Annotated in this window: 14 protein-coding genes, 2 pseudogenes and 1 riboswitch; of the genes and pseudogenes, 12 read left to right on the forward strand and 4 right to left on the reverse strand. The window is 69.7% G+C overall.

Going from position 1 to position 11,778, the window contains the following annotated elements:
• Window positions 1-141: pseudogene (locus VJS38_RS10180) on the forward strand (IS481 family transposase); the annotation flags it as partial.
• Here the strand turns inward: VJS38_RS10180 and VJS38_RS10185 are convergent.
• Window positions 138-590 (reverse strand): MarR family winged helix-turn-helix transcriptional regulator, encoded by a 453-nt coding sequence (locus tag VJS38_RS10185; RefSeq protein WP_324088037.1) that lies wholly within the window; start codon window positions 588-590, stop codon window positions 138-140. The pseudogene VJS38_RS10180 and the gene VJS38_RS10185 sit on opposite strands and share 4 nt — an antisense overlap.
• Window positions 591-814: 224 nt before the next feature.
• Between VJS38_RS10185 and VJS38_RS10190 the strand changes: the two genes are divergently transcribed.
• Both VJS38_RS10190 and VJS38_RS10195 read left to right on the forward strand, forming a co-directional pair.
• Window positions 815-1,150, forward strand: a complete 336-nt coding sequence (locus VJS38_RS10190) for a hypothetical protein (RefSeq protein ID WP_324088038.1) — start codon at window positions 815-817, stop codon at window positions 1,148-1,150.
• A gap of 129 nt (window positions 1,151-1,279) precedes the next feature.
• Entirely contained in the window at window positions 1,280-1,648 is a 369-nt protein-coding gene (locus VJS38_RS10195; protein WP_324088039.1) for a glycine zipper 2TM domain-containing protein, read from the forward strand.
• A gap of 32 nt (window positions 1,649-1,680) precedes the next feature.
• Here the strand turns inward: VJS38_RS10195 and rnhA are convergent, their stop codons facing one another.
• Window positions 1,681-2,130: a ribonuclease HI gene (rnhA, locus tag VJS38_RS10200; protein ID WP_324088040.1), complete on the reverse strand. Its 450-nt coding sequence runs from the start codon at window positions 2,128-2,130 to the stop codon at window positions 1,681-1,683.
• On the reverse strand, window positions 2,127-3,092 hold the full coding sequence (thrB, locus tag VJS38_RS10205) for a homoserine kinase (RefSeq protein WP_324088041.1): 966 nt from the start codon (window positions 3,090-3,092) through the stop codon (window positions 2,127-2,129). The genes rnhA and thrB overlap by 4 nt, the downstream gene beginning before the upstream one ends.
• Window positions 3,093-3,180: 88 nt before the next feature.
• On the opposite strand from thrB, the gene VJS38_RS10210 reads away from it, so the two are divergent.
• A complete protein-coding gene (locus tag VJS38_RS10210; protein WP_324088042.1) occupies window positions 3,181-3,408 on the forward strand; it encodes a hypothetical protein in 228 nt (75 codons plus the stop codon).
• 147 nt (window positions 3,409-3,555) lie between these two features.
• Here VJS38_RS10210 and ispH read toward each other — a convergent pair whose 3' ends face one another.
• Window positions 3,556-4,509 carry a 4-hydroxy-3-methylbut-2-enyl diphosphate reductase gene (ispH, locus tag VJS38_RS10215; protein WP_324088043.1) on the reverse strand — a complete coding sequence of 318 codons (954 nt, stop codon included), beginning with the start codon at window positions 4,507-4,509 and terminating at the stop codon, window positions 3,556-3,558.
• Between the two features lie 129 nt (window positions 4,510-4,638).
• Between ispH and VJS38_RS10220 the strand changes: the two genes are divergently transcribed.
• The 8 genes and pseudogenes from VJS38_RS10220 to VJS38_RS10255 all read left to right on the forward strand — a co-directional run.
• Window positions 4,639-5,310 carry a Tat pathway signal sequence domain protein gene (locus VJS38_RS10220; protein WP_324088044.1) on the forward strand — a complete coding sequence of 224 codons (672 nt, stop codon included), beginning with the start codon at window positions 4,639-4,641 and terminating at the stop codon, window positions 5,308-5,310.
• Complete coding sequence (locus VJS38_RS10225; protein ID WP_324088045.1) at window positions 5,307-7,100, forward strand: arginine--tRNA ligase; 1,794 nt, start codon at window positions 5,307-5,309, stop codon at window positions 7,098-7,100. Before VJS38_RS10220 ends, VJS38_RS10225 begins: the two co-directional genes overlap by 4 nt.
• 631 nt (window positions 7,101-7,731) lie before the next feature.
• Entirely contained in the window at window positions 7,732-7,956 is a 225-nt protein-coding gene (locus VJS38_RS10230; protein WP_324088046.1) for a DUF1902 domain-containing protein, read from the forward strand.
• A complete protein-coding gene (locus tag VJS38_RS10235; RefSeq protein WP_324088047.1) occupies window positions 7,956-8,150 on the forward strand; it encodes a type II toxin-antitoxin system HicA family toxin in 195 nt (64 codons plus the stop codon). The genes VJS38_RS10230 and VJS38_RS10235 overlap by 1 nt, the downstream gene beginning before the upstream one ends.
• Window positions 8,151-8,220: 70 nt before the next feature.
• Window positions 8,221-8,309, forward strand: a riboswitch (glycine riboswitch).
• A gap of 181 nt (window positions 8,310-8,490) precedes the next feature.
• Window positions 8,491-9,615, forward strand: coding sequence for a glycine cleavage system aminomethyltransferase GcvT (gene gcvT / locus VJS38_RS10240; protein WP_324088048.1), 1,125 nt, complete (start codon window positions 8,491-8,493; stop codon window positions 9,613-9,615).
• A 19-nt stretch (window positions 9,616-9,634) separates the two neighbouring features.
• On the forward strand, window positions 9,635-10,000 hold the full coding sequence (gene gcvH / locus VJS38_RS10245; protein WP_324088049.1) for a glycine cleavage system protein GcvH: 366 nt from the start codon (window positions 9,635-9,637) through the stop codon (window positions 9,998-10,000).
• Between the two features lie 4 nt (window positions 10,001-10,004).
• Window positions 10,005-11,351 (forward strand): aminomethyl-transferring glycine dehydrogenase subunit GcvPA, encoded by a 1,347-nt coding sequence (gene gcvPA / locus VJS38_RS10250; RefSeq protein WP_324088050.1) that lies wholly within the window; start codon window positions 10,005-10,007, stop codon window positions 11,349-11,351.
• A pseudogene (locus tag VJS38_RS10255) lies at window positions 11,348-11,778 on the forward strand (aminomethyl-transferring glycine dehydrogenase subunit GcvPB); the annotation flags it as partial. The gene gcvPA and the pseudogene VJS38_RS10255, both read left to right, overlap by 4 nt.

The raw sequence follows: 11,778 nt of genomic DNA on the forward strand, positions 1-11,778 counted from the left end.
AGTTCAGACCAGCGCGCCGACTACCTGCCCGTCTGGCTCCACCGCTACAACTGGCATCGGCCGCACGGCGGGATAAAGTCACAAACGCCCATCAGCCGTCTCGGGCTCGATCGCGACAACCTGTTGAGGCTCCACATCTAGGCCCAGTCGCGCTCGGCGAACCAGGTCTGCAGCGCGCGCAGGAAGGGCAAGGCGTCGCGGAACTCCTGCATGGTGAAGGCCTCGCGCAGCTTCTCCATCTTCGGACGGATGGCGGCCACCGCGCCGACATAGACCTCGCGGCCGGCCGGCGTGATCCAGGCCTGCTTCCTGCGGCCGTCGTCGGGCCACGGCTCGACGCGCACGTAGCCTTTCGCCTCGAGGTGCTGCAGGATCGAGGTGACCACGCTCTTGGGCAGGTGCAGGCCTTGGGCGAGCTCCGCCGGCGTCAGGCCGTCGCCCTTCAGGTCGAACAGGCGCAGCGCCTCGTACTGCGAAACGTTAAGGCCTTCCGGGAGGCACTCGGCGATCTGGTCGCGCACGCCGTCGTCGATCCGGCGGATCATCGTGAAGGTCTGCAGCACCGGGTTGCCGAGCGCTTCCGAAGCCATGCCTGGGCCTTTCGTTCAACTTCGAACAACCTAGTGTTCAAGCTGGCGTGATCAAGCGCGGGGGCGGCGCCGTGCACAGCTATCGGCATGGCGATCACGCCTTGGCGGCCCGCCGCCAAGATGAACGGCGGCCAACCGCGCCGCTCCACGGGCGTTCAGAAGCGCTGCTGTTGAATGGCGGCTCGCTCGATGGAGCGAGCCGCATCAGCAGAAGGGCTATCCCGATGAAGCGCATCCTGCTTTCCCTCGCCGCCGCGTCGGCGGTCCTCGCCGCCATGCCGGCCGCCGCCAGCGCAGCCCCGTGGCGACCGATCTCCCAGCGTCAGGCCAATCTGGAGCACCGCATCGACCAGGGCGTGCGCTCGGGCCAGCTGACCCGCCGCGAGGCCGGCCGGCTGCGCGAGCAGTTCCACAACGTCCAGCGCCTCGAGGCGCACTATCGCCGCACCGACGGCGGCCGCCTGACGCCGGGCGAGCGCGCCGACCTCGACCGCCGCTACGACCGCCTGTCGGAACGCATCTACGTCCAAAAGCACGACGACCAGGTCCGCCGATACTGACGCCCTTCTCCCCCGGGGCGTCACGTCGCCGCGCCGGCCCTTGTTCGTCGCCGGAAGGCGTCCTTCGCCATCGTTGCGCCACACCGGCGCGCCACTGCCGTAAGCTCAAGCTTTGTGGGGCATCCTTAAATGCGCAGAACCATCTTCGCCGCCGCCGTCGCTGCGACCGTCCTCCCGACCGTCGCCATGGCCGATCCGCCGCCGTGGGCTCCGGCTCACGGCCGCCGCGCCCATGAGCGTGAGTATGACGACCGCGGCCGCTACTACCAGCCGCGGCCGATCCAGGCCGACGAGCGCGTCTGGCGCGGCCACGACGGCCGCTACTACTGCCGCCGCGGCAACGGCACCACGGGCCTGGTGATCGGCGGCGCGGTCGGCGCCCTGGTCGGCCATGAGCTCGACGGCGGCCGCGACCACACCGTCGGCACGATCCTCGGCGCCGCGGGCGGCGCCCTGCTCGGTCGCGAGATCGACCGCAGCCACCTGAAGTGCAGCTAGGCTGAAGGGGCGGCGTCAAATCCGCCGCCCCCTCACGCCGCCCCGCCGTTGGCCTCCTTCAGTCCCTGGCGCGCCAGTTCGTCGGCGCGCTCGTTCAGCTCGTGGCCGGCATGGCCCTTGACCCAGCGCCAGTCGACCTCGTGGCGCAGGCGCGCGGCGTCGAGCCGCTTCCAGAGGTCGTCGTTCTTCACCGGCTTCTTGTCGGCGGTCAGCCAGCCGCGGCGCTTCCAGCCGTGGATCCACTCGTGGATGCCCTTCTGGACATATTGGCTGTCGGTGTGCAGCTCGACCTTGCACGGCCGGGTCAGCGCTTCCAGCGCCCGGATCGCCGCCATCAGCTCCATGCGGTTGTTGGTCGTCGCGGCCTCGCCGCCCTTCAACTCCTTGCGCTTGTCGCCATAGAGCAGGATCGCGCCCCAGCCGCCGGGCCCCGGATTCCCCGAACAGGCGCCGTCCGTGTAGATCGTCACCTGGGAATTCACGCGGAGGCTCCGAAGAGGACGAGATCGGGGGCGGCGCGGTGCACCGCAAGCTTGCGCTCGTACTCCAGCGGGTCGTGCGGCTTGACCAGCGCATCGGCCGGGGTCGCGCCCCAGTCCTGCAGCCTCGTCAGGAAGAAGCGCATCGCCGCGCCGTGGGCCAGGATCGGCAGCGCCGACCGCTCGGCGGGGCTCAACGGCCGCACGCTCTCGTAGCCGGCGACCATCGCCCGGGCCGCGGTGATGTTGAAGCTGCCGTCCAGCTCGAAGCACCAGGCGTTGAGCGCGATCGCCACGTCGTAGGCGAAGGCGTCGTTGCAGGCGAAGTAGAAGTCGATCGCGCCGGCGAACTCGGCCCCGTGGAAGAACACGTTGTCCGGAAAGAAATCGGCGTGGATGACCCCGCCCGGGAGCCCCTTCGGCCAGGCGGCGTCGAAGCGGGTCAGGTCGCCCTCGATCACCTGAGCCAGCCCCGGCTTCAGCGCCTCGGCCGCGGCGTGGAGGGGGGCGAACATGCCGCTCCAGGCGGCCTGGCCGAGGTCGTTGACGCGGCTCAGCGGGAAACCCTCGGCGGCCAGGTGCAGGCCTGCCAGGCCGACGCCGGCCTCGCGGCAGCGCGCCACGCTCGGGCGGCGCACCGACATGCCGGGCAGGAAGCTGACGATGGCGCAGGGCTTGCCACGCACCCGCTTGAGCGCCTCGCCCCCGCGGTCGGCCATCGGAGTGGCGCAGGGGTAGCCGTGCTCGGCCAGCCAACGCATCAACCCCAGGAAGAACGGCAGCTCCTCCTGGCGGGTGCGGCTCTCGTAAACCGTCAGGATGAAGCGGCCCTGGTCCGTCTCCAGCAGGAAGTTCGAATTGGAGACGCCCTCGGCGATCCCCTTGAAGCTCACAGCTTCGCCAAGATCGAAATCGGCCAGAAGCTTGGCCAGTTCGTCGTCCGTTATGTCCGTGTAGACCGCCATGGGCGCTGCCCTGCGCGAGCGCGCAGGCCGGGTCAAGACACCTTGCACGCGGGGTGCTAGGATCTGACGTCTTTCAGAGGAGCCATCTATGATCGCGCTGAAGGTCGAAAAGATCGGCGACCAGATCGCCGTCATCCTCAACGAAGAAGCCGTCGACGTGCTGAACGCCAAGGTGGGCGGAATGCTGCACCTCGAGCCGACGAGCGACGGACACGTGATGGCGGTGGTGACGAAGGAGGTCTGGGTCGAGGATTCCCACGCGCGCGGCCGCGCCTTCCTGAAGCGCTACAATCGGTCCTTTGAACAGCTGAGCTGACCTGCCCCCAATATTTGCGTCATCGCCCGGCTCGTCCGGGCGACCCATCCCGAAGTCGTTCCGCAGCAACCGCGGCCGGCGCCTTGGGCTGGGGTGGCCCGGACGAGCCGGGCCATGACGGATGAAGTTGGATGTCGGGGCCGCTCCCTACCCCACCAGCGCCCGCGGCAGCTTGAAGGTCACGGTCTCCGGCTCGGCCTGGGCTTCCTGCACCGTCAGCTCGAAGCTGTCGGCCAGGCGGGCGAGCACGCCCTGCACCAGCACCTCCGGCGCCGAGGCGCCGGCGGTGACGCCGACCACGCGCGCCCCCTGGAGCCAGTCGAGGTTCAGCCCCTCGGCGTCGTCGATCAGATAGGCCGCTGAGCCGGCGTTGCGGCCGACCTCGGCCAGGCGCACCGAGTTCGACGAGTTGGCGCTGCCCAGCACCAGCAGCACGTCGCACCTCGCGCCCACCGCCTTGACCGCCTCCTGGCGGTTGGTGGTGGCGTAGCAGATGTCCTCCTTGTGCGGCGTGGCGATGGCCGGGAAGCGCGCGCGCAGGATGGCGACGATCTCGGCGGTGTCGTCCACCGACAACGTGGTCTGGGTGGCGAAGGCGACCTTGGCGGGGTTCTTCGGCGTGTAGGCCTGGGCGTCGGCGGCGCTCTCGATCAGGGTCACCGCGCCCTGCGGCAGCTGGCCCAGAGTGCCGACCACCTCCGGATGACCTGCGTGACCGATCAGCACGATCTCGCGGCCTGCGTCGTAGTGGCGCTGGGTCTCGACGTGGACCTTGGAGACCAGCGGGCAGGTGGCGTCGAGGTAGATCATGTTGCGCGCCTTCGCCTGCGCCGGCACCGACTTCGGCACCCCGTGGGCCGAAAAGATCACCGGCCGATCGTCCGGGACCTCGTCCAGCTCCTCGACGAAGACCGCGCCCAGCGCGCGCAGCCGCTCGACGACATGGCGGTTGTGGACGATCTCGTGGCGCACATAGACCGGCGCGCCGAACTTCTGGATCGCGCGCTCGACGATCTGGATGGCGCGGTCGACGCCGGCGCAGAACCCCCGCGGGCTGGCCAGCAGGATGGTGAGCTTGGGTCGTATGGCGGGGCGGTCCATGGCGCGCGGAACTTATGCCGCCAAGGGCGCCGCCGCCAGCCGCGTTGCGGCCGCATTCGTCAGGCTGTAACTAGGCCCAGACCCGCGCGCGGCCTTTTACGCGCCATCCTCGATCATGGACGCTCTTTCATGCGCCGCCTGCTTCTCGCCGCCGCAGCTTTCGTGGTGGCGGCCTCGACGGTTCCCCGCCTCGCCCACGCCCAGATCGATCCGGGCGGCGACCAGCAGCAGGAAGAATCCTCGAAGAAGAAAAAGGACGACTGGGGCGACAAGCAGGCGCCGCTGCCGGCGATGCGCAACGCCGGCCCCTGCCCGTTCGTGAAGACGCTCTACGACGCGGCCCGCTATATCGAGTTCAAGGGCGGCCAGGAGGCCTCCGCCTCGGTCGGCTACACCGGCGAGATCCAGGGCGTCACCGCCGCCTGCGCCTACAAGTCCGACGATCCGATCACCGTCAGCATGAACCTGCTGTTCGAGCTGGGCCGCGGCCCGCAGGCGGACGGCTCGTCGAAGACCTATCGCTATTGGGTGGCGGTGACCGATCGCAACCGCGAGGTGCTGGCCAAGAAGACCTTCGAGCTGCCGGTCAGCTTCCCGGCCGGCCAGGACCGCGTCTACAAGTCCGAAGAGGTCAAGGGCATCGTCATTCCGCGCGCGACGCCGACGGTGTCGGGCGCGAACTTCGAGGTGCTGGTGGGCTTCGAGGTGACGCCGGAGATGGCCGCCTTCAACCGTGAGGGCAAGCGCTTCCGCCCGAACGTGGGCGCCGTCGCCGCGCAGGACGCCACCAAGCAGCAATGAGCGATCTCAAGAGGATCCTGAGCGAAGCGGTACAAGCCGCCTTCGCCAGCCTTGACCTGCCTGCCGAGCTCGGCCGCGTGACCGCCTCCGACCGGCCCGACCTCGCCGACTTCCAGTCCAACGGCGCGCTCGCCGCCGCCAAGCGGGTGGGCAAGAACCCGCGCGAGCTGGCCGCCGCGGTCGCCGAGGCGCTGAAGGGCGACGCCCGGCTGGCCTCGGTGGAGATCGCCGGCCCGGGCTTCATCAATCTCAAGCTGGCCGACGCGGAGCTGGCTCGGCGCGCGAACGAGATCGCCGCCGATCCGCGCGCCGGCGGCGAGCGGGTGGCGTCGCCGCGCCGGGTGCTGGTCGACTACGGCGGCCCCAATGTCGCCAAGCCGATGCACGTCGGCCACCTGCGCTCCTCGATCATCGGCGAGTCCCTCAAGCGGCTCTATCGCTTCCGCGGCGACGAGGTGGTGGGCGACGCCCACTTCGGCGACTGGGGCTACCAGATGGGCCTCCTGATCGGCGCGGTGACCGACGAGGACCCGAAGATCGCCGCCGGCGTCGAAGCCTGGAACGCCCGCGCCCATCTGCCGGCGGATTGGGCGGAGCTGGAACCGGCGGAGTTCCAGACCGTCACCCTCGCCGACCTCGACCGGCTCTATCCGGAGGCCGCCGCCAAGGGAAAGGCCGACCCGGTCTACCGCGACCGCGCCCGCAAGCTGACCGCCGAGCTGCAGGCCAAGCGGCCGGGCGCCTACCTGCTTTGGCGCCGCTTCGCCAAGGTGACGCGGGTGGCGCTGGAGCGCGACTTCCACGCCCTCGGCGTCGACTTCGACCTCTGGAAGGGCGAGAGCGACGTCGACGGCCTGATCCCGGGCATGGTCGAGGACCTCGCCGCCAAGGGCCTGCTGGTCGACGACCAGGGCGCCAAGATCGTCCGCGTCGCCCGCGAGGGCGACAAGCGCGAGCTGCCGCCGCTCTTGGTGGTCTCCTCGGAAGGCTCGGCCATGTACGGCACGACCGACCTGGCGACCATCCTCGACCGCAAGACCAGCTTCGACCCGCAGCTGGTGATCTACTGCGTCGACCAGCGCCAGGCCGACCACTTCGAGATCGTCTTCCGCGCCGCCTGCCTCGCCGGCTACGCGGCCGAGGGCCAGCTGGAGCACATCGGCTTCGGCACCATGAACGGGACCGACGGCAAGCCCTTCAAGACCCGCGAAGGCGGGGTGCTGAAGCTCAACGACCTGATCCAGATGACCCGCGAGAAGGCGCGCGAGCGGCTGCACGAGGCGGGCCTGGGCGAGAACCTGCCCGAGGCCGAGTTCGAGGAGATCGCCCAGAAGGTCGCGGTCGCGGCGCTGAAGTTCGCCGACCTGCAGAACTTCCGCGGCACCTCCTACGTCTTCGACCTCGACCGCTTCACCAGCTTCGAGGGCAAGACCGGGCCCTACCTGCTCTACCAGGCGGTGCGGGTGAAGAGCCTGCTGCGCAAGGCGGGCGAGGAGGGCGCGACCGGCGGCGCGGTGGTCGTCGCCGAGCCGGCCGAGCGGGACCTGGGGCTGACGCTGGACGCCTTCGATGCGGCGCTAGTCGAGGCCTACGACCGATACGCCCCCAACGCGGTGGCCGAGCACGCCTACCGGCTGTCGCAAAGCTTCTCGAAGTTCTACGCCGCCTGCCCGATCCTGCAGGCCGAACCCGCGGTGCGCGCCAGCCGCCTGACGCTGGCCCAGGCGACCCTGCGCCAGCTGGAGCAGGCGCTGGACGTGCTGGGGATCAGCGTTCCGGAGCGGATGTAGGGGCGGGCGCCGAACGCCCCCTCAGTCGCTTCGCGACAGCTCCCCCGTTTCACGGTGGAGCATCTTCAGCCCAGATCCTCCACCGCGAGCGGGGGAGGTGGCGGCGAAGCCGACGGAGGGGGCGTTCTGCGGCGCTCGCGATCGAGGCAAGTGGCCCTCCCGCATTCGCAGAATGCTGGAACCGCTAAAGATCCATGGCGAGATTGCAGCTCTGGCTCTCGGATGGAGACCGATGACCGCTCGCGACCGGTGTGAGCCGTTGAGAGCGTCCGCTTTCGAGCAAGAGCTAGTCTTGCTAAGGTTGGCTAAGCTGAGCGGGGAGCAACGGTGGCCATATTCGGGCTTTTGGGCATCGTTCCGATACTGGCCTATTGCTTGGTTCAAGCCGTGCGGGACTGGCGGCGAAGGTCCATTCCGATGGCAGCGTGGGGCGGTCTGATGTCCGCAGCACTCGTGTGGCTCGTGATCCGGATTTTCCAAAATCCGAGGTACTGAGCCGAGCGTCACGGTGCTCCCGGCGACCGAGAACATCCTTCTGAGACCTTCCGAAAGTCCGCTCCATCGCACGCCCGCCGTCCGCGCGCCGTCACCCGCCACTTGTGATTTTGTGCATATGGCGCACATTCAACCCATGAGGACTGCCTACCACGTCGATGCGGAATGGGACGCCGAGGCCGGCGTCTGGGTCTCGTCGAGCAACATCCCAGGCTTAGTGGTCGAGGCCGAGACCCTGCCGGAATTCGTGGAGCTGGTTCAGGCGCTCGCCCCTGAACTCCTCGCCGACAACGCCGGCGTCCATGGCAAGGTCCGGATCAGCTTCAAGGCGAACGGCGCTCTGGATCTCGCCGTCGCCTGATGCCGAAGGACTACTATCCGGACCTCGTCCGCATGCTGACGGCGGCCGGATGCGAGAAGCTGCCCGGCGGCAAGGGCAGTCATGAGAAGTGGCGCTCGTCCATCAACGGGCGGATCTTCATCGTCCCTCGCTCCAAGAGCCGGCACACCGCGAACGAGGTGCTTAAACAGGCAGGCCTGCCCAAGGCTTTCTGATCTGCGTCCGTCGTGCCGATCCCCCCAAACTCCCGCGTTGACTCTCCCCGCCCCTTCACCCACCTTCCGCCGGACTCTCGCGGGAGAGACCGGATTCGATCCGGAGCCGAAGGCGCAACCGCCCCGGAAACGCTCAGGCAAAAGGACCGCGAGGAGCTGATGCACGCTGGAAAGTAGCCGTCCGCATTCCTTTTAGGATTGGGGGCCGGCTCGCCGAAGGAGCAGAGGGCCGTCAGCCACCGGCGGGACCCGAAATCTCTCAGGCCCAAGGACAGCGGGGGCGCGGACGGAAGGAACGCTGGTTCCGGAAGCTCGCTCGTCATCAGCCGGAGTCCGACCAGTGCCCGAGATCCCCTCCGAGAAGGTCCTGAAGGTCACGCCGCTCACCGAGGCGCACGTCGCCCTGGGCGCGCGCATGGTCGAGTTCGCCGGCTACGACATGCCGGTGCAATATGCCGAGGGGGTGCTGAAGGAGCACCTCTGGACCCGCGAACACGCCGGCCTGTTCGACGTCAGCCACATGGGCCAGGCCCGCCTTCGCGGGGCCGATCCGCTGGCCGCCTTCGAGATGCTCACTCCCGGCGACTACCGCGGGCTGAAGCCCGGCAGGCAGCGCTATTCGATGCTGCTGAACGCCGAAGGCGGGATCGTCGACGACCTGATGGCCGCCCGGCCGGACGACGACGGCCTGTTCGTCGTCGTCAACGGCGCCTGCAAGGACCATGACTACCGGCTGATGGCGGCCGCGCTCGCTGGCCAGGCCGAGATCGAGCGGCTGGAGGACCGGGCGCTGATCGCCCTGCAGGGGCCGGAGGCGGCGGCCGCGCTGAAGGTCCACGTCCCCGAGGTCGCGACCATGGCCTTCATGGACGCCCGCACGCTGAAGGGCTTCGGCGTCGACCTGATCGTCTCCCGCTCCGGCTACACCGGCGAGGACGGCTACGAGATCTCGATCCCCCGCCACGCCGCCGTCTCGGTCTGGAACACCCTGCTCGCCGACGAACGGGTCAAGCCGATTGGCCTCGGCGCGCGCGACTCGCTCCGGCTCGAGGCGGGCCTGCCGCTCTACGGCCACGACCTCGACGAGGGCGTTTCGCCGATCGAGGCCGACCTCGGTTTCGCCATCGCCCGGCGCCGGCGCGAGGCGGGCGACTTCCCGGGCGCGGCGCGGATCCTCCGTGAACTGAGCAACGGTCCGGCGCGCGTCCGCGTCGGCCTGAAGGTGCTGGAAGGCGCGCCGGCCCGCGAGGGCGCCGAGATCACCGGCGAGGACGGCGCGGTGGTCGGCCGCGTCACCTCCGGCGGCTTTTCGCCCAGCCTGCGCCAGGGCCTCGCCCTGGGCTTCGTCCCGCCGCTGCTGTCCGATCCCGGCACGAAGCTGAAGGTCGTCGTCCGCGGCAAGCCGCAGGCCTGCGAGGTCACAAAGACCCCGTTCGTCGCCCACCGCTATGTCCGCCAGCTCTAGTCACGAAAAGAGGATCCGCATGCGCTTCACCAAGGACCACGAGTGGGTCGAGCTGGACGGGGACGTGGCGACCGTCGGCATCACGGCCTATGCGGCCGAGCAACTGGGCGACGTCGTCTTCGTCGAGACGCCCGAGGTCGGCAGGCAGGTCAAGGCCGGCGACAGCTTCGCCGTGGTCGAGAGCGTCAAGGCCGCCTCCGACGTCTATGCGCCGATCTCCGGCGAGGTGATCGAGGCCAACACCGGCCTGTCCGAGGCCCCCGAGACGGTCAACGCCACGCCCGAGGCCGGCGGCTGGTTCGCCAGGCTGAAGGTCGCCAACGCGGCCGAGGTCGAGGCGCTGATGGATCGCGCCGGCTACGAAGCCTACCTCGCCACGCTCTGATCCCATGCGCTACCTCCCCCTGACCCCCGAAGACCGCGCCGAGATGCTGGGCCTGATCGGCGCGCCCGACGTCGACGCCCTGTTCCGCGACGTGCCGGCCGCTGCCCGGTCGAAGGACCTGTTCGACCTGCCGCTGCACGCCGGCGAGCTGGAGGTGGAGCGCGAACTTGCGGGCCTCGCCGCGCGCAACCGGGCCGCCGGGGCCGGGCCCTTCTTCTGCGGCGCCGGCGCCTACCGCCACCATGTGCCGGCGAGCGTCGACCACATCATCCAGCGCTCGGAGTTCCTGACCAGCTACACGCCCTATCAGCCGGAGATCGCCCAGGGCACGCTGCAGGTGCTCTTTGAATTCCAGACCCAGGTCGCGGCGCTGACCGGGCTCGAGGTCGCCAACGCCTCGATGTACGACGGCTCCACGGCTTGTGCGGAAGCGGTAATGATGGCCCAACGCGTCACCCGGCGCGAGAAGGCCGTCCTCTCCGGCGGCCTGCACCCGCACTATGCGGCCACCACCCGGACCATCGCCCACGCCGAAGGCATGGAAATCCATTGCCTGCCGGCCGCGGTCGACGCGGAAGCCGCGGTGATCGAGGCCATCGACGGCGAGACCGCCTGCGTCGTCGTCCAGACCCCCAACGTCTTCGGCGTCGCCACCGACGTGACCAAGATCGCCGAGGCCGCCCACGCCGCCGGCGCCCTGCTCGTCGTCGTGACCACCGAGGCGGTCTCCTTCGGCCTCTTGAAGTCCCCAGGGGCCATGGGCGCGGACATCGCCGTGGCCGAGGGCCAGTCGATCGGCAACGCGCTGAACTTCGGCGGCCCCTACGTCGGCCTCTTCGCGGTGCGCGAGAAGCTGGTGCGGCAGATGCCCGGCCGGCTGTGCGGCGAGACCGTCGACGCCGACGGCCGCCGCGGCTTCGTGCTGACGCTGTCCACCCGCGAGCAGCACATCCGCCGCGAGAAGGCCACCTCCAACATCTGCACCAATTCCGGCCTCTGCGCGCTGGCCTTCTCGATCCACATGTCCCTGCTGGGCGAGGCCGGCCTGCGCCGGCTGGCCGAGATCAACCACGCCCGGGCCCGAGAGCTGAAGGCCGCGCTGGCGAGCGTGCCCGGCGTCGAGATTCTGACCCCGCGATTCTTCAACGAGCTGGCGATCCGCGTCCCTGGCGAGGCCGCGGCCCTGGTCGAGGCCTGCCTGGCGGACGGGGTGGTGGCCGGCGTGCCCTTCTCGCGCCTCGAGGCTAAGGCCGGCCTGGACGACGTCCTGCTGCTGGCCGCCACCGAAACCACCACCTCCGACGACATCGCGGCGCTGACGGGCGCCCTGCAACGGAACCTCGGCCGATGAGCATGAACACCGTGGGCCGCCCGACCCGGCCGGAAACCGCCGCCCCCGCCGCCCCCGCCGCCAATGACGTCGCCTCGCTGAGTGGCGGCCGCGGCCTCTTGCAGGACGAGCCGCTGCTCTTCGAACTCGGCGGCTGGACCAAGACTGGCGTCGACCTGCCGGTTGCAGAGCTCGACGCCTCGGACCTCGGCGACCTGGTGCGCATCGCGCCGATCGGCCTGCCGGGCCTCTCCGAGCCGGAGGCGGTGCGCCACTACGTACGCCTCAGCCAAAAGAACCACGCCATCGACCTGGCGCTCTATCCGCTGGGTTCGTGTACCATGAAGCACAACCCGCGCCTCAACGAGAAGGTGGCGCGCCTGGCGGGCTTCGCCGACCTGCATCCGCTGCAGCCGCTCTCCACGACCCAGGGCGCGCTGGCGCTCAT

Source organism: Phenylobacterium sp. (assembly GCF_035276905.1).
Lineage (GTDB): Bacteria > Pseudomonadota > Alphaproteobacteria > Caulobacterales > Caulobacteraceae > Phenylobacterium.